Source organism: Klebsiella sp. Ech2A (assembly GCF_030078455.1).
Classification (GTDB): Bacteria; Pseudomonadota; Gammaproteobacteria; order Enterobacterales; family Enterobacteriaceae; genus Klebsiella; species Klebsiella terrigena.
The window spans coordinates 1-20,716 of record NZ_JAQGFU010000082.1 but is presented as its reverse complement, the minus strand read 5'-3'; the positions used below and the strand labels follow the sequence as shown (position 1 = coordinate 20,716).

General features: G+C 54.0%; 16 protein-coding genes and 1 pseudogene. 6 read left to right on the top strand and 11 right to left on the bottom strand.

The window, feature by feature from the left end; translation table 11 throughout:
• Both PFH44_RS15570 and fdnG read right to left on the bottom strand, forming a co-directional pair.
• Positions 1–142, bottom strand: a pseudogene (locus PFH44_RS15570) (formate dehydrogenase subunit beta); the annotation flags it as partial.
• Between the two features lie 12 nt (positions 143–154).
• Positions 155–3,205 (bottom strand): formate dehydrogenase-N subunit alpha, encoded by a 3,051-nt coding sequence (gene fdnG / locus PFH44_RS15565; RefSeq protein WP_283825446.1) that lies wholly within the window; start codon positions 3,203–3,205, stop codon positions 155–157.
• A 169-nt stretch (positions 3,206–3,374) separates the two neighbouring features.
• Here fdnG and PFH44_RS15560 point away from each other — a divergent pair, with 169 nt between their 5' ends.
• From PFH44_RS15560 to PFH44_RS15545, 4 genes are all read left to right on the top strand, one after another.
• Positions 3,375–4,283, top strand: a complete 909-nt coding sequence (locus tag PFH44_RS15560; protein ID WP_045855395.1) for a LysR family transcriptional regulator — start codon at positions 3,375–3,377, stop codon at positions 4,281–4,283.
• 147 nt (positions 4,284–4,430) lie between these two features.
• Entirely contained in the window at positions 4,431–4,838 is a 408-nt protein-coding gene (locus PFH44_RS15555) for a DoxX family protein (RefSeq protein WP_045855396.1), read from the top strand.
• 10 nt (positions 4,839–4,848) lie between these two features.
• Positions 4,849–5,805: a glutathione S-transferase family protein gene (locus PFH44_RS15550; RefSeq protein WP_283825445.1), complete on the top strand. Its 957-nt coding sequence runs from the start codon at positions 4,849–4,851 to the stop codon at positions 5,803–5,805.
• 11 nt (positions 5,806–5,816) lie between these two features.
• Complete coding sequence (locus PFH44_RS15545; RefSeq protein WP_045854087.1) at positions 5,817–6,425, top strand: alpha/beta hydrolase; 609 nt, start codon at positions 5,817–5,819, stop codon at positions 6,423–6,425.
• 219 nt (positions 6,426–6,644) lie between these two features.
• On the opposite strand, the gene PFH44_RS15540 is transcribed toward PFH44_RS15545, so the two are convergent.
• From PFH44_RS15540 to PFH44_RS15530, 3 genes are all read right to left on the bottom strand, one after another.
• Positions 6,645–8,030, bottom strand: coding sequence for an MFS transporter (locus PFH44_RS15540; RefSeq protein ID WP_283825444.1), 1,386 nt, complete (start codon positions 8,028–8,030; stop codon positions 6,645–6,647).
• Between the two features lie 132 nt (positions 8,031–8,162).
• The gene (locus tag PFH44_RS15535) at positions 8,163–9,470 is read right to left on the bottom strand and encodes an enolase C-terminal domain-like protein (RefSeq protein ID WP_045854088.1); all 1,308 of its coding nucleotides are present in this window, start codon (positions 9,468–9,470) and stop codon (positions 8,163–8,165) included.
• 154 nt (positions 9,471–9,624) lie between these two features.
• A complete protein-coding gene (locus PFH44_RS15530; RefSeq protein ID WP_045854089.1) occupies positions 9,625–10,530 on the bottom strand; it encodes a GntR family transcriptional regulator in 906 nt (301 codons plus the stop codon).
• Between the two features lie 136 nt (positions 10,531–10,666).
• Between PFH44_RS15530 and PFH44_RS15525 the strand changes: the two genes are divergently transcribed.
• Both PFH44_RS15525 and PFH44_RS15520 read left to right on the top strand, forming a co-directional pair.
• Complete coding sequence (locus tag PFH44_RS15525) at positions 10,667–11,689, top strand: zinc-binding alcohol dehydrogenase family protein (protein ID WP_045854090.1); 1,023 nt, start codon at positions 10,667–10,669, stop codon at positions 11,687–11,689.
• A gap of 13 nt (positions 11,690–11,702) precedes the next feature.
• A complete protein-coding gene (locus tag PFH44_RS15520) occupies positions 11,703–13,148 on the top strand; it encodes a tagaturonate reductase (protein ID WP_283825443.1) in 1,446 nt (481 codons plus the stop codon).
• 336 nt (positions 13,149–13,484) lie between these two features.
• Here the strand turns inward: PFH44_RS15520 and PFH44_RS15515 are convergent, their stop codons facing one another.
• From PFH44_RS15515 to PFH44_RS15490, 6 genes are all read right to left on the bottom strand, one after another.
• Complete coding sequence (locus PFH44_RS15515) at positions 13,485–14,255, bottom strand: amidohydrolase (RefSeq protein WP_045855398.1); 771 nt, start codon at positions 14,253–14,255, stop codon at positions 13,485–13,487.
• A gap of 291 nt (positions 14,256–14,546) precedes the next feature.
• Complete coding sequence (locus tag PFH44_RS15510; protein WP_045854092.1) at positions 14,547–15,896, bottom strand: GntP family permease; 1,350 nt, start codon at positions 15,894–15,896, stop codon at positions 14,547–14,549.
• A 44-nt stretch (positions 15,897–15,940) separates the two neighbouring features.
• A complete protein-coding gene (locus PFH44_RS15505; protein WP_283825441.1) occupies positions 15,941–17,908 on the bottom strand; it encodes a YjhG/YagF family D-xylonate dehydratase in 1,968 nt (655 codons plus the stop codon).
• An 11-nt stretch (positions 17,909–17,919) separates the two neighbouring features.
• Positions 17,920–18,825, bottom strand: a complete 906-nt coding sequence (locus PFH44_RS15500; RefSeq protein ID WP_283825440.1) for a dihydrodipicolinate synthase family protein — start codon at positions 18,823–18,825, stop codon at positions 17,920–17,922.
• A gap of 4 nt (positions 18,826–18,829) precedes the next feature.
• The gene (locus tag PFH44_RS15495) at positions 18,830–19,618 is read right to left on the bottom strand and encodes an IclR family transcriptional regulator (protein WP_045854095.1); all 789 of its coding nucleotides are present in this window, start codon (positions 19,616–19,618) and stop codon (positions 18,830–18,832) included.
• 295 nt (positions 19,619–19,913) lie between these two features.
• Positions 19,914–20,716, bottom strand: an 803-nt coding sequence (locus PFH44_RS15490; protein WP_283825439.1) for an acyl-CoA dehydrogenase domain-containing protein, incomplete at its 5' end; no start/stop codon positions are given.

Below are 20,716 nucleotides of genomic sequence, written 5' to 3'. Positions count from 1 at the left end.
CCACCTGACAGGCTTTACAGCCGATGCAGGTGGTGACGTCGATAAGCTTCGCCACCTCCTGCTGGTGGTCCCGCGCCTGAGGCGCGGGGGTGAAACCGTTAGTCGCGGAACGACGAATAATGTCTTGAGATTGATAAGCCATAAGTCGTCTCCCTTACACCTTTTCCACGTTCACGAGGAAGGCTTTGTATTCCGGCGTTTGCGAATTCGCATCGCCCACCGAAGGCGTCAGCGTGTTCGCCAGGAACCCCTTCCGGGTTGCCCCCTCAAAACCCCAGTGGCAGGGAATGCCGATCGTATTGACCGTACGTCCATCGATGATCAGCGGTTGTAGACGTTTCGTCACCACCGCTTTGGCTTTGATAAAACCGCGTTTCGAGACGATTTTGACTATGTCACCGCTCAAAATGCCTTTCTCTTTAGCCAGCTTCTCGCCGATTTCAATAAACTGCTCCGGCTGCACGATGGCGTTCAGACGTGCATGTTTGGTCCAGTGGCGGAACAGTTCGGTGATCGAATAGGTGGTCGCCACGTACGGGAACTCATCCGCATGGCCCATATTCGTCAGATCATCATTAAAGATCCGTGCCACCGGGCTGGAGACCACCTCCGGGTGGAGAGGGTTAGTGCCAATCGGGGACTCTATCGGCTCATAGTGTTCAGGGAAGGGGCCATCGTTCATTTTGTTCAAGGCGAACAAACGGCCCACTCCTTCCGGGTTCATGATAAACGGCCCGACGTTGCTGTCCGGTGCCGCCTGGTTATAGTCGGCAACATCTATTCCCGCCCAGCGTTTGCCGTCCCAGTGCAGCAACGCGCGCTGCGGATCCCACGGCTTGCCCGCCGGGTCGGCCGACGCACGGTTATAGAGAATGCGGCGGTTAGCCGGCCATGACCAGGCCCAGCCGGGCGTACAGCCCAGCCCGTAAGGATCGCTATTATCACGATTCGCCATCTGGTTGCCCTGTTCGGTCCAGCAGCCGCAATAGACCCAACAGTAGCTGCTGGTGGAACCATCGTCCTTCAATTGCGCAAAACTGCTGAGCTGCTGGCCTTTTTTGACGATCACCTTGCCCTGGTCATCAACAATATCGCGCAGTGCTTTACCATTGGCCTCACGGGCCACCTCTTCCGGCAGCGGATCGCGGGGATCGTGGTAATTCCACGACATATTGAGGATGGGTGCCGGGTTGGCGCCGCCTTCCTGCTGGTACAGTTCGCGCAGACGGGTAAACAGCCGCCCCAAAATTTTGCCGTCATGCAGCGCTTCTCCCGGCGGCTCCGCTGCCGCCCAGTGCCACTGCAGCCAGCGGCCAGAGTTAGCAATTGAACCATCCTCTTCTGCAAAGCAGGAGGACGGCAGGCGGAAGACTTCGGTCTGGATATCGGCGGGGCGAACATCGTTCATTTCCCCGTGGTTTTGCCAGAAGTTGGCTGACTCCGTCACCAGCGGGTCGATGACCACCATATATTTCAGTTTCGCCAGCGCTCTGGACGACTTGTTCTTGTCGGGAAACGCCGCCAGCGGGTTGAAACCCTGGACAATATAGCCATTGATTTTTCCCTGGGTCATCAGCTCGGCCTGGGTCATCACATCGTATAGCCGGTCCCATTTCGGCAGCCAGTCATAGCCCCAATTGTTTTCCGCCGTTGCAGCATCGCCCCAGAAGCTTTTCATCATGCTGACGAAAAATTTCGGCGTATTTTGCCAGTAGTTAACTTCACCCGCCCCCAAGGCCGCTGGAGTGATTTGCGCAATATAGGTTTGATAATCGGGCTGTTTTTCCGATGGTAGCGGCATATATCCTGGCAGGTTGGTGGAGAGTAGCCCCAGGTCGGTATAGCCCTGAATATTGGAGTGCCCGCGCAGCGCGTTAATCCCGCCGCCGGCCATGCCGATATTGCCCAGCAGCAGCTGCAGCATCGCCGCGGCGCGGATGGTTTGCGCGCCCGCAGTATGGTGGGTCCAGCCGAGGGCGTATAATATCGTGGCGGTGCGATTAGCCGCGCTGGTGCTGGCCAAAAGCTGGCAAATGCGCAGGAAATCGTCGATCGAGGTTCCGCACAGGCGGTTGACCATTTCCGGAGTGTAGCGGTCGACATGCTGCCGCATCAGGTTCCAGACGCATCGCGGGTGGCGATAGGTTTCATCCCGCCGGGCGAAACCGTTCTCATCCAGCTCGTAGTTCCAGCTGGTTTTATCATACTGCCGTTGGTCAGGATCAAAACCGCTGAACAGCCCGGCATCGAAAGCATAGTCTTCACGCACGATCATGCTGGCATTGGTGTAGTGGCGCACGTACTCGTGCTGCACCCGATCGTGCACGATCAGATAGCGAATCACGCCAAGCAGGAAGGCGCTGTCGGAACCGGCGCGGATCGGCGCGTACAGGTCGGCTACCGCTGCGCTGCGGTTAAAACGCGGATCAACGACGATCACCGTCGCATTATTTTTAATTTTGGCTTCGATAACCCATTTAAAGCCAACCGGATGCGCTTCCGCCGCGTTGCCGCCCATAATCAGCACAACGTTGGCGTTTTTGATATCCACCCAGTTGTTGGTCATCGCCCCGCGACCAAAGGTCGGCGCCAGCGCCGAAACCGTCGGGCCATGGCAAAGGCGCGCCTGGCAGTCAATCGACACCATCCCCAGCGCGCGGGTAAATTTGCCGTCAAGGATCCCGGTCTCATTACTCGCCGCCGAAGAGCACAGCATGCTGGTTGAGGTCCAGCGGTTAACGGTGACGCCCTGGGCATTTTTTTCGATAAAGTGGGCGTCGCGGTCGTCTTTCATTAACCTCGCGATACGATTAATCGCCTCGTCCCAGCTGATGCGCGTCCATTTATCCGCCCCCGGCGCCCGATATTCCGGATAGCGCAGACGGTTTTCGCTATGGATATAGTCCAGCACCCCGGCGCCTTTCGGGCACAAAGAACCGCGGCTCACAGGATGATCGGGATCGCCTTCAACGTGGTAAATACTTTCACGCACGTTCTTCGCGTTATCCCCAAGGCTATACATGATGATGCCGCAACCCACCGAGCAGTAGGTGCAGTTATTACGGGTTTCTTTGGATTTTAATAGTTTATATTGACGCGTCTCGGCGTTAGCGGAAAACGCAGGGAGAAAACCAAGCGATGCTACGGTTGTCCCTGCCATCCCACCCACGCAGATGCGAAAGAACTGCCTGCGACTGAGCTCCATTGTATCTCCAGCTTAAACTTAAGACAGGAAAAGGTGCAGCAATTATAAGGTTATTTTGCGGGGCTGCGCCAGAAAACCGGCGTATTAATGCTGTGACCGCGAGCACAGCTAGGCTCATCCGGGGCATTTTGCTATGGTGGCGTTTTCAAAAAAGAGTGGGAAACGCTTTATGGAACGGCTGGATTGCGATCGAATGTTCGTTGCGGTAATGGAAACCAGCAGTTTTACCAATGCCGCCCAGCGCTGCGGAACCAGCCACGGCCAGGCCTCCAAGCTTATTTCCCGCCTTGAAAGCGACCTTGGCGTACAGCTGTTAAGGCGCAGCACCCGTTCGCTCACCCCCACCGACGTCGGGCTGGCCTACTATCAGCGTATCCGCCAGCTGTTAATTGATTACGATGAGCTCAACGACTCGGTGCGCACGCTCTCCAACGCTCCATCCGGACAGCTGCGCATCTCCGCGCCGGTGAGCTTTGGCTCCACGCAGCTGGCTCCCCACCTGGTCACCTTCGCCCGTCGCTATCCGGATATCGAGCTGGATGTCAGTTTTTCCGACCGCCTGGTGAACGTGGTAGATGAAGGTTTCGACCTCGCCTTGCGTATCGGCAATTTGACCGATAGCACGCTGCTCGCCCGTCGCCTGTGCCCAATACGTAGCGTGGTAGTGGCGTCGCCGGATTACCTGGCCGCTAACGGCGAGCCCCAACGTTGGGAAGCCCTGAGCCAGCATGCGCTGATTGTCGATACCAACTTTCGCGATCCCTGGAACTGGCCCTTCCTCGATGAACAGCAGCAGCTCCACACGCAGCCGGTATACGGCAAGCTGAAATTCTCCAATGCCGAGGTTTGTCTTGCCGCCGCCTGCGCCGGATTGGGGATTGCTCGTTTACCGTTCTTTATTGCCCGAAAAGCGCTGGACGAGCGGCGGGTCGTTTCGCTGCTGGCGCCATATGAAGCCCCGCCGCTGGCGCTGTTTGCGGTATTTCCGCCCGCCCGCTATCTGGCGCACAAATCGCGGGTGATGATCGATTTCCTCGTCGAGGCCTTTTCTGCCGATGGGGAGCGGGCGCGGTGCTGATGATTATTTCCATTATGGAAATAAATATGCCCATTTTGACGGGATAATCAGGCCCACAAAATATTGTACAGTCCTCTTACTTAAGGTCGTTTCCCCGCCGCCATCGTTGCGCAGGAAGAGATGCTAATCACCCAAGAGGATTTCACCATGATTGATCAACGTACTACTCCCTATGCCGCTTTGGTCATGCGCCTGGCGCTCGGCATCCTGTTTCTGGCGCACTTCGGCCTGAAATTCTTCGCCTTCACCCCCGCGGGCACCGCAAAATTCTTCGCCTCGCTTGGCCTTCCGGGCTGGCTGGCCTATATCACGATGGCGGTTGAATTTTTTGGCGCCATCGCTCTGATCCTCGGTATCTATACGCGTATCGTGGCCGTGGTGCTGATTCCCATTCTACTCGGCGCGATCTTCACGGTACACGGTTCGGCCGGGTTCTTCTTTACCAACCCGAACGGCGGCTGGGAATTCCCCGCTTTCTGGATCGTTGGCCTGATCGTGCTGGCGCTCACCGGAGACGGTAAATACGCGTTAAAACCGACGTCGCTGAAATCGTAACGGGGGTTTTATGCTGATTGATGGGAAATGGACCGCCGACTGGCACCCGGTGCAGGCGACCGATAAAAAAGGCGGTTTTCTGCGCCAGACCTCGAGCTTTCGCCACTGGGTCACGCCGAACGGCGAGCCTGGGATCTCCGGCAGCGGCGGGTTTCAGGCCGAGCCGGATCGCTACCATCTGTACGTTGCGCTGATCTGCCCGTGGGCATCCCGTACGCTAATTGCCCGCAGGTTGAAAGGGCTGGAGGCGGTGGTCAGCGTATCGGTGGTTGAGCCCTGGCTGCTCAACGAAGGCTGGCATTTTGGCGACTATCCCGGCGCTAACCGCGATACGCTGAATAACGTCGAGTGGCTGCATCAGCTCTATACCCGGGCGGACCCGACCTTTACCGGGCGCGCCACGGTCCCGGTGCTGTGGGATAAAAAGACCGCCACCATCGTCAACAACGAGTCTGCCGATATCGTACGGATGTTTAATAACGGCTTCGGCGAGCTGGCGGACAGCCGTATCGACCTGTATCCGCAGGCGCTGCGCGAAGAGATCGACCGGCTCAATAGCGATATTTATCCGAAGCTCAATAACGGCGTGTATCGCGCCGGATTCGCCACCACCCAGGAGAGCTATCAGGAAGCGGTCAAGGATGTTTTCTCAATGCTGGACTGGCTCGAACAGCACCTCTCGACGCGCGATTTTTTGAGCGGCGAGACGCTGACCGAGGCCGATATTCGTCTTTTCGTCACCCTGATTCGTTTCGATGCGGCGTACCACGGCCTGTTCAAATGTAATCTCCGCCGGCTGGCGGAATACCGCAACCTCGATCGTTATCTTGGCGCTCTGCTGGCCATCCCGGGCATTCGCGAAACGGTGAATATCGACCATATTAAGCAGGGCTACTACTCCATCAAGACGCTGAACCCCAATGGGATTGTTCCTGCAGGGCCGGATCTGAGCGGTTACGGACTTTAAGCGAGCCAGAGATGAAAAAACTGATTATTTTGCTACACGGCGTCGGCAGCAGCGGCGACGATTTAGAGGGCCTCGGCCACTTCTGGCGTCAGCAGCTTCCCGGCGTGACGATCGCGACCCCTAACGGCACGGCCAGCTTTGATATGGGGCCGGGCTACCAGTGGTTCAGCCTCAACGGCATCAGCGACGCCACGCGGCCGGAGCGGATTGCCGGCGCGCGCCGCGCCTTTTATGCCAGCATTGAGGCGATTATCAGCCAACATCAGCTCTCGCCCGGCGAAGATCGGCTGGTGCTTGCCGGCTTCTCTCAGGGGGCCATTATGACCCTCGATGCGCTGGTGAGCGGAGCGTTTCCGCTCACCGCTGCGATCTCGTTTTCCGGTCGTCTGGCCTCGCCGGCGCCGTGGCAAGCCAATAACGGGACGCCGACTTTGCTGGTCCATGGCGCCAACGATCCGACGATCGCTATCCGCGAAAGCGAAACCGCCGCACAAAAACTCGCCGCTATCGGTGTCGATGTTGATACTTATTTCGAACCCGGCGTCGGTCATACCATTACCGCGAATGGCGCCAGAAAAGCGGCGCAATTTTTAGCGCCGCTGCTGGAGGCCGACCATTAGACGCCGTTGTATAATGATAGCGTCGGCGAAATAAAACGGATGGACGGGGGAAATGAGTCCGGTAGATGGAGAAGGTGTCGACTTTTATGGGGAATGTGAGTACCAGCCACCCCGATGTTAAAGGTGAAGGGCTGATAGAGGCTCCGTTATCTAATATCTCAAGCGCCCTCAATTGAAGGCGCTTTACTTTAGATGAAAAACAATGCGTTCACCCGGCCATTAATCGACTGTACCGGAAGTAGCCCTCGTCGCGGCTCCTGAGGTTTCTTTGCTGTGACTTTTCTCGGGCGTCGGGCTGTCCAAATCACGTCGTATGCCAATACGGAATATACCGGCAAGCATAATAGCGCCGATAATCGCTATCCCACCCAGCAGGCAAAGCCCTGCGATATTCGAATCAAAGGTATTTTCAGCCCATACACGAATGTTTGGCGCAACGAACCCACCGAGATTGCCTAGCGAGTTAATCAGCGCAATCCCTGACGCTGCCGCTGCCCCACCGAGATAGCTGGTTGGGAAAGTCCAGTAAATGGGCTGGACAGCCAGAAGGCCAGCGCAACCTATACAAAGCGAGATAAAAGCCCAGACGGGCGTACCTGCGAGCATCCCGGATAGCGCGACGCCAAGGCCACCAAAGAGCAGCGTAATCGTACTTATCCAGCGGCGTTCTTTCAGTTTTGTCGACAGATGCGGGATATACCAGGCGGCAAAAAGTGCGCATAGCCATGGAATACCAGATAAAACGCCCACGATGAAACCCACGCCTTGTCCTGATAATGCCGCTACCTGAGAAGGCAGGAAGAAAGCAATACCGTAAGAACCTACCTGAATGGTAAAGCAGATTAAACAGAGATACAGCACCCTGGGATCGCACAGCGCTTTCAGTATTCCCTGGGGCCCATGGCTTGTCTTAGTCTGCTCTTCTTTGTCCATAATGGCGCTTAGCGCCCGTTTTTCTTCTGCCGTGAGAAAGGTACAGCGTTTATCTGACGGCTTATCATCCAGATAGAAAAATGCGACGACCCCAACGAGAGCGGCTAATAGTCCTTCAATCAGAAACATTAATTGCCAGTTATGCAATCCCCATAAATCATGGATAGTTAATAACCCGCCTGATACCGGTCCGCCGAGAATAAAGGCAATCGGCGGCCCAAACCAAAAGTAGCCAGCAACTTTCGCCCTAATATCAAGCGGGAACCAGAATGTCAGATATAACATCACGCCGGGCATAAATCCTGCCTCGGATGCACCGAGGAGAAAACGTAATATAATGAATGTTTTCTCGTCATGAGCAAACATCATTGCAGCAGAAATAAGCCCCCATGTAACCATAATACGTGAAAGCCATAAACGGGCTCCTACTTTGTATAATAAGATATTACTGGGAACTTCAAATAGCGCATAACCTATAAAAAATACTCCGGCACCAAAAGCATATGCTGCATTGCTTAGTCCCGTATCGACCTGGAATGCGTCTTTAGCAAAGCCAATGTTGGCGCGATCCAGATAAGCCATGACATACATGAGTGCCAAAAACGGTAAAAGACGAATAATTGATTTTTTTACCGCAGAATTGACAATCTTTTCATTATCACTTTGACTCATAAACAAGCTTCCAATCAAAATGGTGGAAAGCTACTGCCATCTATTCATAATAGTAGTTAGAAAGCGGGTAGCCAGTATTATGGCAGGGGTTTTAAACAGACGTTTAATGAAACGCCCGTTTAACTTTATAGACTAACTTAACCATTCCTGGCCATCTGGCCATGAATAATTCGTTAATGTATCGGGTTTCATTTTTACACCATAGCCCGGTTGCATCAGCGGATAATATCTTCCGCGTTTTATAACTAGCGGCTCTTCGAAGTTTTCATGTAAGTGATCAACATATTCTAAGACTCGATTTTCCAGTGATGCAGATACGGCGATATAGTCAAATAAAACGATATTTAACGAATACTGACAAAGACCGACGCCTCCACCATGCGGGCATACCGGGACACCGAATTTAGCCGCCATTAATACGACGGCGAGTACCTCATTCAATCCTCCCAGACGGGCAGGGTCCAGTTGGCAAAAGTCCATCGCGCCTGACTGGAAGAATTGTTTAAACATAACCCGGTTATGGGCATGTTCACCGGTGGCAATACCAATATCGCCAATTCGCGCTTTTATCGCCGCGTGACCGAGAATATCGTCAGGGCTGGTGGGTTCTTCGATCCACAGCGGATCAAATTTGGCGAGTTTTCGCATAGCAGTAACGGCTTCATCAACCCCCCATATTTGGTTGGCGTCCATCATAAGCTTGCGCTCCCAGCCGAGCTCTTCGCGAAGGATGGTGGCGCGGCGAATGTCCTGCTCAAGATCGGCACCGACTTTTTGCTTCAGATGTGTCCAGCCATCGGCAACGGCCTGGCGCGCAAGCTGGCGCATTTTTTCTTCCGAATAGCCAAGCCAGCCTGCTGCCGTTGTGTAGCCAGGGAAGCCCGTTTCCAGCATTTCTTTTTCACGTTGTGCTTTACCGGATTCGACTCTACGCAGCAATGTGATTGCTTCTTCGGGGGTCAGAACATCCTCGATGTATGTGAAATCGATACAGCGAACAAGCTCTTCTGGCGACATATCTACCAGCATTTTCCATACAGTTTTATTCTGTGAGCGCGCCCAGAGATCCCATAGTGCGTTAATAATTGCCGCAGTTGCCAGATGGATAACGCCTTTTTCCGGGCCGACCCAGCGTAATTGACAATCTCCTGAAACAAGTTCATGCCAGAATTGACCAAAGTTAGCCGTAATATCTTCCAGCGTGCGGCCAACAACAAATAATTCAGCTAAAGATTTTACTGCGCTAACGCATAAATCGTTGCCGCGACCAATGGTAAACGTCAGGCCATACCCTTTTAAATTTTCCGGATGATCGCTAATTAATGTGACATAAGTCGCGGAATAGTCGGATATTGCATTCATTGCATCAGAACCATCCAGATTCCTGGATGTCGGGAAACGGATGTCTTTAACACTTATATCCTTGATTGTAATCGCCATGTTGACTCCTGTTGTGATGTTCTTTTGCTAATAAAAATAGAAAAGTTTGTTTAGCAGACACCCAGATTGTAAGAGGGAGTAAATAGCTCAATATGAGTTGATAATAAGATTGTGGGGTATTTTGCAAATTTATGTTTTTAATCCGCTTTTAATTTTATCTGTTGTTCTGCCGAATAGAGCGCAGCATTGACTGTTTTGCCGTTTCAAGGTGGTTACGAAGTGCGAGGATCGCATCTAAATCGCTGCGGCAAATCAGCGCGCTGAGGATGGTCATATGTTCATCGATGGCGATAATGTTACGCTGTTTCAGGTCACTTTCATCCCACTGATAGTGGAAGTGGAATATCACGGAGATAATTTCAAGTGATTGATTAAAAAATATATTTTCAGCAGCGGAAAGCAATAGCGCATGGAACTCCCGGTCTAATTGCGAGAACATACGAAAGCTGCTGCCGATGCTGTCACGGAGCATCCGGTGACGCTCCAGCAGGGTTTTCGCCTGCAGCCAACGAGGATCGTCGTCGGGCAGGTTCAGGAAGTGCTGCAGGGAATGGGTTTCCAGCATTTCTCTCAGTTCGAATAGTTGTTCCGCGTAAGCCTGATCGAATTGCTTCATGCTCCACTGACCGCGTTTCTCGCTTTTTATCAGAGTATAACGCTCGAATTTTAAAAGATATTCTCGTACAACTACGGGGCTTACTCCCGCATCTCTGGCGAGTTGTAGCTCGGAAAATATCTCTCCTGCACACAGCTGGCGCTGGTTAATCATGGTGAAAAATGCCTGTTCAAAAATACGATTTTGCTCGGTCATTGAGGCGATGGTGCATGAAAACCCATCGTTATGGTCAGGTTTACGGATGATGACGTAGTGGCTGCCAACCTGCGTCAGCACGCCGCATTCGTCTAAATGGCTCAGCATGTGGCGTACCGTCGTGCGGCTGATGTTATACATCTCCGCCAACGCGCTTTGTGAAGGTAGCGGAGAAGGGATATGACCATGGGCCATATCATCGATTATCTGGTTAATCACATTGTGACGTAAATTCTGCGAGCGGCTCATAGTTCCCCCTTTTTTACGTATTAAAACCCGATTTAAAACATTTTTATGGGTTGGAATTCACAGATTATGTTTCTCATTTCTCCTGATTTTTTATTTTCATTGATATCTGAGTCAACAAAAAAAGGAGAGCAGGATCATGTCTACTATGAATACGCTGATTTGCCAGGAACCGAAAAAATTAGTCTGGAAGAAACGTGAAATACCTATTCCAGGAGAAGGCGAAGCATTAATAAAAGTTAAATCTGTCGGGATTTGTGGGACTGATATCCACGCCTGGGGAGGTAATCAACCTTTTTTCAGCTATCCACGGGTGCTGGGCCATGAAATATGTGGGGAAATTGTCGGTCTCGGGGGGAATATACAGCATCTGAAAAATGGTCAACAGGTCGCTGTTATTCCGTATGTGGCCTGTCAACAGTGTCCGGCATGTCTAAGCGGCCGCACTAACTGCTGCGAAAAAATTTCAGTAATTGGCGTGCATCAGGACGGTGGATTTAGCGAATATTTATCGGTTCCGGTAACCAACCTGCTGGACGCCGAGGGTATAGACCCGCACGCGGCGGCGCTGATTGAACCCTATGCCATCAGCGCGCATGCGGTACGTCGGGCGGCGATTGTGCCCGGTGAGCAGGTGCTGGTGGTGGGGGCAGGTCCAATCGGTCTCGGCGCAGCGGCTATTGCCAAAGCCGATGGCGCGCAGGTGGTGGTGGCGGATACCAGTCCCATGCGCCGGGAACACGTTGTCTCCCGCCTTGGGCTCCCGGCGGTCGATCCGTCTACGGAGGATTTTGATGCGCAGCTCCGCGCCCGGTTTGGCGGCTCTTTGGCGCAGAAGGTGATCGATGCGACGGGAAACCAGCAGGCGATGAATAACACCGTCAACTTGATCCGTCACGGCGGCAGTATTGTATTTGTTGGGCTATTCAAGGGGGATTTACAGTTTTCCGATCCGGAGTTCCACAAGAAGGAAACCACGATGATGGGCAGTCGTAACGCCACGCCAGAAGATTTTGCCAAAGTCGGTCGTCTGATGTCGGAAGGTAAATTAAGCGCGGACATGATGCTTACGCATCGCTACCCCTTCGCCACACTGGCGGAAATTTACGAACAGGATGTGATTAACAACCGTGAACTGATCAAGGGCGTGATCACGTTCTGATAAGGATATTGTGATGAAGACATTGAATCGAAGGGATTTTCCTGGTGCAAGTTATCCTACACGGGTGATCCAGTTTGGCGAAGGTAATTTCCTGCGTGCATTTGTTGGCTGGCAACTGGATATTCTGAATGAGAAAACGGATCTCCAGGCAGGCGTGACGATCGTTCGGCCGATCGATACCGACTTCCCTCCGTCGCTGAACACGCAGGATGGGCTGTATACCACGATCGTACGTGGATTGAATGAACAGCGGGAGGCTGTCAGTGAGGTGCGCTTGATCCGCTCGGTGAATAATGAGATCAACCCGTATCAGGATTTTACCGCGTACTTAGCGCTGGCCCACGGTCCGGATATCCGATTTGTTTTTTCGAATACTACAGAGGCCGGGATTCGCTATCGTCCGGCGGATCGCGTGGACGATGCTCCGCCGGTGAGTTTTCCAGCCAAACTCACACGCCTACTGTTGGAACGTTTTAATCACTTTAACGGTGCCGCAGATAAGGGGTGGGTGATTATCCCCTGTGAGCTTATCGACTATAACGGTCGCGCACTGAAGGCGTTGGTTCTGCAATATGCTCAGGCGTGGCAACTGGCCCCGGCGTTTGCCGACTGGGTAGAGACGGCAAATACCTTCTGTTCCACGTTGGTGGACCGAATTGTGACAGGCTATCCGTGCGAAGAAGCATCCTCACTGGAAGAAACGCTGGGCTATCGCGATGCGTTTCTGGATACCGCCGAGCACTTTTATCTGTTCGTTATTCAGGGGCCAGCCTGGTTGGCTGCGGAGCTGAAACTGGCGGAATGCCCGTTGAATATCCGCGTCGTTAACGATATTAAACCGTACAAGGAGCGCAAGGTCGCCATTCTGAACGGGGCACACACTGCACTGGTGCCGGTGGCCTGGCTGTGTGGGCTGGAAACGGTTGGGGAGGCGATGCAGGATGCCGATGTGCGCCGCTTCGTTGAACAGGCGATCGGCCAGGAAATCATTCCGACGCTGGCTCTACCCGCCGATGAGCTCCGTGAATTTGCCGATTCGGTTACAGGGCGTTTTCAGAATCCTTATATTCGTCATCAGCTTCTTTCCATCGCGCTCAACGGTATGACTAAATTCCGCACGCGTATTTTGCCGCAATTGCAGGCAGGGCGGCAGGATATGCTCTGGCCCGTGCGGTTAACGTTTGCTCTGGCGGCGTTAATTGCTTTTTACCGCGGGGTACGGGCGGGTGAAAGCTATCCGTTACAGGATGACGAACAGTGGCTGAGTTTGTTTGCCGAACTATGGCCACGAGTCGGCAATGACCTGACGCTGTGCGAACTGGTGGACGCCGTGCTCTGCGACAAGGTCCACTGGGGCGAGGATCTCACGCTGCTGCCAGGACTTACCGCGCAGGTGACTGCTCACCTGGAAACTATTCTGGTGCAGGGAATGCGCGAGGCCGTGAAAAGCCTGGATTAAGGTTGCCATGCAGCGCCCGGAGCTGTGTTGGGCGCTGTTTTTTTTACTCCTGAGCAACCATGGCGTTGATTTCCCCCCTCCCGCCCCAGGCTGACGTGGCGAGTAGCCGGGAGGGTTGCCTCCGCGAGTGACCAGGATGCGTATCTTTTCCGCCAAAGGTCACGTAGACATGCTGGTCCTCGGCCCAGGTCATAAAAATACGATAACCGAGGAAGGCTGGGTTGCTTGCTGATGAGGATGGCTGAAGGTGGGCGAAAATTTATGGTGCCTGAATTCAGCGGAGTATTATTAACGGCCTGAAAGGCTTTTCCCCCTCGCTGACGAGGGGGAGGGGAATTAATTCAGGCTAAACGGGTCAGCATCCTGCCAGGCGGGGAATTTTTCGCGATACTCGTTGAGGGCGGTGAGCGACAGCTCCGCATCGAGGCGCGTGGCCTGATGAGGCTCTGCCGTTGCCAGAATTTCTCCCTGGGGGCTGATAATGCGGCTGTCGCCCCGATAGTGGTGGCCATTACCGTCGGTACCGACCCGATTACAGCCGGCGACGTAGGCCTGATTTTCAATGGCCCGGGCAACCAGCAGCGACTGCCAGTGCAGCGAACGCGGCGCCGGCCAGTTGGCCACGTACAGCGCCAAATCGTAGTCGTTATGGTTGCGTGACCACACCGGGAAGCGCAGGTCGTAGCAAACCAGCGGCAGGATCCGCCAGCCGCGCCACTCGAAGACGACCCGCTCGTTGCCGGCCGTATAGTGATGGTGCTCTTCGGCCATCCGGAACAGGTGCCGCTTATCATAAAAATGGGTTTTACCGCCGGGCTCCACCAGCAGGAAGCGGTTAACCGGGCCGCGTTCGGTTTGTAGCGCAGCACTACCCGCGATGAGGGCATTGGTCTGCAGCGCTTTCGCCCGCATCCACTCAATGACCTCTTCCTGCGGCAGCGACTGCTGAGCGGCTTCCATCGCGAAGCCGGTGGTGAACATTTCAGGCAAAACAATCAGATCGCGCCCGCTGACGCCTTCCAGCTGGCGATCGAAATGGCGCAGGTTGGCGGGACCGTCCATCCACACCAGCGGTTGTTGCAGTAGCGTAATTTTCAGGCCTGGCACGGTGGTGAACTCCATTATCATTAGGCTGTTATAGTCACTTTAACACCATATCAGTCTCTGGATAGTCAGCGGAATATTTTGTTAAAAAAATGCTAATGCTGGAAACGATTTGTGCGGGAAAGGGTAGCCCTGGGCTTAGGGGCACAGGAGGAGAAAAGCCATAAAGACGGGCTGGCCGGATTTATTCACGCGGCTTTTTTTACTTCAGAGGCGGCTATAGGACGGTGCCCCGTAAACCCTGGCCCAGGCGGGGGGGTTTAAGGGGCACTGCGTGAAGCATGGCCGCGTGGCTTAAATCGCCATGCTGGCCAGCAGAATAAAGATCAGGCCGCAAAGGGATAGCATTGTTGACATTAGCGTCCAGGACAGTAGGGTTTCCTTGATAGTCAGGCCGAAGAAATCCTTTATCATCCAGAAGCTTGCATCATTGACGTGAGAGCAAATGCAGGAGCCTGCGCCCGTCGCAAGCGTTATCAAGGCCAGGTTTGTGTTTGGATGTGCCGACAGCAGAGGGATCACCAGGCCTGCGGTGGAGATGGCGGCAACCGTTGCGGAGCCCAGACAAATCCTCAGAAAGGCCGCCACTCCCCACGCCATCAGAATGGGGTTGATATCCGTGCCTGCCACCAGCGTCGAAATATACTGGCCGACGCCAGAATCAATCAGCACCTGCTTGAATGCGCCGCCACCGCCGATAATCAATAACAGACCGGCAATACCTGCAATCGCTTTTCCGCAGGAGTCCATCAGTTCCGGAATCGTTTTTCCTCTCCCGAGCCCCATCGCCCAAATGGCGAACAGCAGCGAAATCAGCATCGCGATCGTCGAGTTTCCCAAAAACAGGAACACGGAATAGAGCATACCGGGGTCGCCTGCGTCTTTTGGCCGGACCATTTGCATAATGGTGACCAGCGCCATCAGGATAACCGGCAGCATGGCGGTCAGAAAACTTATCCCAAACCCCGGCATTTCGCTTTCGGTAAAGCTCTTTGTCGCCCCAAGGGAAGCAATGTTGCCTTCTTTGGTAAATGCCTCCGGGATCAGCCGTTGGCATACTTTATTCAGCAGCGGGCCACAGAGAATAAAGGTTGGAATACCCACGATGATGCCATAAATCAGCACGACACCCACATCTGCGCCATATTCTCTGGCGATGACGGTAGGGCCGGGATGCGGCGGCAGAAAGCCGTGCGCCACTAACAAACCCGACAGCATCGGTACGCACATATACATCGGTGATATTTTAGCTTCCCTGGCGATGGCGAATAAAATCGGTACCAGCAGAATTAAACCGACTTCGAAAAATAGCGCGATACCGACAATAAATGCCGACGTTACTACCGCCCAGTCCAACCTTTTGACGCCAAAATAGTTCAGCATGGTCAATGCAATACGCTGCGCGCCGCCGGCATCGGATAATAACCGCCCCAGCATTACGCCAAAACCGAATATCAAGCCGATATGACCCAGGGTGCCGCCCAGTCCGGATTCGACAGAAGCGACGACCTTATTCAGGTCCATGCCGCTGGCAATAGCCACGGCCAGCGAGACAATAATTAATGAAACAAAAGTGTTGAGTTTTATTTTTATGGTTAAAAGCAGGAGTACAGCGATACCTGCCACAACAATTAATAGTGGCATAACGTCCTCTCATTAATAATGTAATAATGGTTTTGATTATTTTTTCAGGATTTAGTCATATGCTGGTGCAATGCTGCGCTTATTTTATTTACGTCGTAGATGCAGCCGCGCCAGGTTCCGCCGCTCACCGCCTGGAGCATCGCCCAGAGTTGGGTATCATCCGGTAAATCAGGATCGGGCATTAAATCAGGATGGCTGCTTCTGTCGTTTAACATATCGGTAGCCTCCTCTCGAGAGGGGAGTTCCTGAGCGTTAGCGAGACCCAGGAAATTGACTTCGCCGTGGAGCTGTTTGCAGTCAATTTTAATTTCTATGAGATCCCCGGTGCGTAATTTCCCGATAGCGCCGCCTGCCAGTGCTTCCGGCCCAACGTGGCCAATGCAGGCGCCGGTGGAAACACCGGAGAATCGGGCGTCGGTAATAAGCGAAACATGCTTCCCATAGGATAAATGCTTCAGCGCACTGGTAACCTGATACGTTTCCTCCATCCCGGTGCCGGACGGCCCTACGCCGATAATAACCAGAATATCGCCCGCTTTAATTTTGTCGTGTTTGATATCATAAATGGCGGTTTTCTCCGAGAGGTACACCTTCGCTACGCCCTTATGGTAATAAATACCGTCTTCATTAATGACCGAGGGATCGATGGCCGTGGATTTTATGACCGAGCCCTGCGGAGCGATATTGCCGACCGGGAAGGTAATCGTGGAAGTTAACCCGCTTTTTTGCGCCTGCGGCGGAGACATGATGACCTCCTGGGGAGCAACCTGCTCCTGGCTGAGCAGCAGATTTTTAAATATCTGCCGACGCTCGGAGCGCTCCCACCAGTCGAGATTTTCCCCTAGCGTATTGCCCGTTACGGTCATGACGTCCTCATGCAGAAGACCCAGCTGGCGCAGATGCAGCATCACTTCCGGTACGCCGCCAGCCATAAAGGCTCGGACGGTTGGGTGATAAACCGGGCCATTGGGCAGTACGCTGACCAGGCGCGGCACCTGTTTATTAATGCGTATCCAGTCCTCCACCGTCGGAATATGGCAGCCCGCCTGATGGGCAATTGCCGGGATGTGCAACAGGAGATTGGTGGAGCCGCCAAATGCCGCATGGACCATCATGGCGTTTTCAATAGCGCGATCGGTGAGGATATCCTTCGTCGTGATGCCTTTCTGGCTCAGCATCAGCGCGGCCCGCGCTGATGCTCTGGCGATCTCCGTCCAGACCGGTTCGCCCGAAGGCGCGAGCGCAGAATGCGGAATAGCGAGGCCAAGGCCTTCAGCGACGACCTGCGAGGTGCCTGCGGTTCCGAGGAACTGGCAGCCGCCACCCGACGAAGCGCAGGCCTGACAGCCCGCCCGACGAGCGTCCTGCAGCGATAATTCGCCGTTGGCAAAACGCGCGCCGATAGTCTGCACCTTGCCGTTATCTTCGCCATGTAAAGCAGGCAGCGTGGCCCCTCCGGGGATCAACACCGTCGCTTTATCATGCTGCGATGCCAGCGCCATCATGGTGGCGGGCAGCCCTTTATCGCAGGTTGCCACGCCAATCACCGCTTTAACTCCCGGCAGGGAACGGATTAGGCGACGCATCACCATAGAGGCATCATTGCGATAAGGTAATGAATCGAACATGCCGGTGGTTCCCTGCGTGCGTCCGTCGCAGGGATCGGAGACATACACCGCGTAAGGCAGCGCGTGATGGTTTTTGATGACCTCCGCCGCTGCTTTCATCTGGATGTCCAGCTCGTAATGTCCCTGATGAAGCGCCAGCGCGACGGGTTTGCCGTCCGGCCCGCGCAGCCCACCCAGCGTGCTAAGCAGCAGGATACCGTCCTGATTCAGCTCATCCGGCGACCAGCCCATCCCGGCATTCATGGTCATGCCAAAAATATCGCCGCTAGGGCGGTTGATGAGCATATCCCTGGTCAGCGGTAGCTCGCCCTGCGGGCCCGGAGCGTGGGTTCTGACGCGGTAGATATCCGGGTTATCGCTAGCAAAAATATCGTCAATGGACATCGAATGCCTCCTTAAGATTTTAAAATGTCCTGCGAGGCGAGCAGCTCGCGAACTCGCGCCTTTGCCTCTTCCGACGCATCCAGAATCGGCGGCAGGCAATAGGTATTCACCGGTAGCCCCACGCACTGCATGGCATACTTGATAAGGGAGACAAACGGTGTTTCCAGGGAGTAAATAGCCGGTAGCTGCAGCAATTTTTTATTGAGCGTCGCCGCTGTCGCGAGATCGCCATCTTGCCAGGCGCTAAAAATGCCTACGGACAGTTCCGGCGCGAAGTTTGCGCTGGCGGTAATGGCGCCATCCCCGCCCAGCAGCAGGTTATTGAGTAAATGGTCGTCGAAGCCGCAGAACACGGAGAAGTCGGGGCGCACGGCTTTGACGGTGTTAATCATCGCCCGCAGGTGGCCGACGCTGTCGATAGTGTCTTTAATACCGACGATGTTTTCATTTTGCAGGACCAGGCGTTTGACGGTATCAGGGGTGAGATCCTGGCCGGTGAGGTCCGGGAAGTTATAAACGATCGCCGGCAGGCGGACGCTGCTGGCGATGCGATGGTAATAGTCGTCCAGGTTGCTGGCGGCAACTTTCCAGTAATAGGGGTTAATAATAACGATGCCGTCCGCGCCGCAGGTTTCGGCGTGTTTTGCCAGTTTGACTGCTTCGTCAGTGGAGGGGGAGCCAACGCCAATTAATACCGGAACGCGTCCGCCAACCGCCGCGATTGCCGCCTCGGCGAGGTCCATCCTTTGCCCGGCATTCATCTGACTAAATTCGCCGCCGGTTCCCAGATAAAACAGGCCGTCGACGCCTTTCTTAATAAGAAAATCGGCGACTTCTTTTAAGGCTATTTTATCAATGTTGCCGTTGCGATCGAGCGTCGTGGAGACCGGTGGAATAATTCCCCTGAATTTTTTCATTAGATCAATTTCCTTTTCTTAAATATTCATTTTCGTTTCTATAACCCAGACCATGCGAGATCTGATCGGCGCATTGCCTGAGCAGTTCGAGATAACCATCGACCCTTTTCCCGGAATAAACTATTGGATCTCCCGATAATGAGATTGCATAATTCACGCGATGATACATATCGAAAATAGGCATGCTCAGGCAGACTGCCCCATAGGTCGATTCTTCATTATCTATCGCCCATCCCCTGAGGCGCGTTTTCTGTAGCTCTTCACGAAATAACTTTTTATCCGTGAAGGTATTTTTCGTGTGCTTTTTCAGAATTAAGGCATCGAGAAAATAATCCATCTCTTCTCGCGGCTTCCAGGCCAGCAGCGCTTTACCGAGCGCGGTGATATGTAATTCTAATTTTTTACCGATCCAGCTTTTTTTAGTCGGCACGGAATCCGGGCTCTCGACTTTATCCAGGTAAATGGCCGAGTAACTCTCCATCGCCCCCAGGTGGCAGACCAGTCCGCTTTTCAACGAAAGCTCCTGCATCGGGCGCTTCGTCACCTCGAATATGTTTTTCCTGTGCAACGACTGGCACCCAAGCTCGTAATTTTTTATGCCAAGCGAGTATTGATTGCGCTCACTTTTTATTAAAAATCCGCAGTCGACCATGGTGTTTAATAAATTCAGCAGGCTACTTTTCGGGTACTGAAATTCTTTTAGCAGCTCCATAAAGCTGGCCGCTCCGACATATGCAATGTAGGTCAGTATTTTTTCTGCCCGGATTAATGAATTACATCCTTTACCGCCCATAACGGCTCCCGTTTCTTGTTGATATAAAGCCTATCTACTCTGGAAAGGGGAAAATACGCCTTGTTCAGCAGGCTGAACCGAGTTACAGGGGGGAAACGTGATCCACGTAGGTATTTTAATTATTGAGCGGGAATTTGCTGCGCGTGGCGCAGGCCGATTGGCAGCCTATCGCGCTAATGCGGGAAATGATTTTTGCGGGAAAAGAAGGGGGGAAGAGAGTAAGCAGGGGCAGAGGGGGCAAAAAAAGAGGCGGAGGAAACCCCCCGCCCCGATCGTGATGTGGCTATTTTATTATTCAGGCGGCTTCAATCTTGCGGACCTTCTCCGGCAGCTTTACCGGCCGGGTGGCCAGCTCATCCGGGGCGAAGTCGTCAACGTTGATGCTGCGCAGTCGGCTGGTCTCCGCCCGGGTAAGAACGGTGGCTTCTTCCTGATTGATTAACCCTTTCGCCAGCGCGTTGCGGGCCAGCTCATCAAGGCGCGTGAACGGCAGGTTTTTGCCCAGCTCCTTACAGATACGCTGATGAATCGGGTCGGCGGCCATGACGTCCAGCAGCGCTTCTTCCAGCAGACCGACCGGGTTGTGCTCGCTCGGGGTCAGGTACTGGCCGCGGCCAATACGCGAACGCGTTGCGCTCGGGATCTGCAGAATTTTGGCGACCTTATGGTCCAGCTTATCGGACGGCGCGTCGTAGTGGCGGCCGGTCGGGAAAATGGCAATGCGCATGACGCCGGCGACAAAGCGGTTCGGGAAGTTTTTCAGCAGGTCGTCAATGGCCTGCTCCGCCTGATACAGCGCATCCTGAACGCCCCAGTGAACCAGCGGCAGGTCGGCTTCATTACGCCCCTCATCGTCATAGCGTTTCAGCACCGCAGAGGCGAGGTACAGCTGGCTTAAAACGTCGCCCAGTCGTGCGGAAATACGCTCGCGACGCTTCAGGCTGCCACCCAGCACCGCCATTGAGACGTCGGACAGCAGCGCCAGGTTCGCGCTCAGGCGGTTCATATGCTGGTAGTAACGGCGGGTCGCGTCGCGGGTTGGCGTGCTGCTGGTCAGCCCGTGGGTCAGGCCCAGCCAGAAGCTGCGGACCTTATTGC

What these genes read in the sequence shown, in the direction of transcription:
- PFH44_RS15510 (WP_045854092.1), bottom strand. Translation starts at nt 15,896, where the DNA reads ATGCCACTATTAATTGTTGTGGCAGGTATCGCTGTACTCCTGCTTTTA.
- PFH44_RS15540 (WP_283825444.1), bottom strand. Translation starts at nt 8,030, where the DNA reads ATGAGTCAAAGTGATAATGAAAAGATTGTCAATTCTGCGGTAAAAAAA.
- PFH44_RS15535 (WP_045854088.1), bottom strand. Translation starts at nt 9,470, where the DNA reads ATGGCGATTACAATCAAGGATATAAGTGTTAAAGACATCCGTTTCCCG.
- PFH44_RS15525 (WP_045854090.1), top strand. Translation starts at nt 10,667, where the DNA reads ATGTCTACTATGAATACGCTGATTTGCCAGGAACCGAAAAAATTAGTC.
- PFH44_RS15560 (WP_045855395.1), top strand. Translation starts at nt 3,375, where the DNA reads ATGGAACGGCTGGATTGCGATCGAATGTTCGTTGCGGTAATGGAAACC.
- PFH44_RS15520 (WP_283825443.1), top strand. Translation starts at nt 11,703, where the DNA reads ATGAAGACATTGAATCGAAGGGATTTTCCTGGTGCAAGTTATCCTACA.
- PFH44_RS15495 (WP_045854095.1), bottom strand. Translation starts at nt 19,618, where the DNA reads ATGGGCGGTAAAGGATGTAATTCATTAATCCGGGCAGAAAAAATACTG.
- PFH44_RS15530 (WP_045854089.1), bottom strand. Translation starts at nt 10,530, where the DNA reads ATGAGCCGCTCGCAGAATTTACGTCACAATGTGATTAACCAGATAATC.
- PFH44_RS15500 (WP_283825440.1), bottom strand. Translation starts at nt 18,825, where the DNA reads ATGAAAAAATTCAGGGGAATTATTCCACCGGTCTCCACGACGCTCGAT.
- PFH44_RS15505 (WP_283825441.1), bottom strand. Translation starts at nt 17,908, where the DNA reads ATGTCCATTGACGATATTTTTGCTAGCGATAACCCGGATATCTACCGC.
- PFH44_RS15555 (WP_045855396.1), top strand. Translation starts at nt 4,431, where the DNA reads ATGATTGATCAACGTACTACTCCCTATGCCGCTTTGGTCATGCGCCTG.
- PFH44_RS15545 (WP_045854087.1), top strand. Translation starts at nt 5,817, where the DNA reads ATGAAAAAACTGATTATTTTGCTACACGGCGTCGGCAGCAGCGGCGAC.
- fdnG (WP_283825446.1), bottom strand. Translation starts at nt 3,205, where the DNA reads ATGGAGCTCAGTCGCAGGCAGTTCTTTCGCATCTGCGTGGGTGGGATG.
- PFH44_RS15550 (WP_283825445.1), top strand. Translation starts at nt 4,849, where the DNA reads ATGCTGATTGATGGGAAATGGACCGCCGACTGGCACCCGGTGCAGGCG.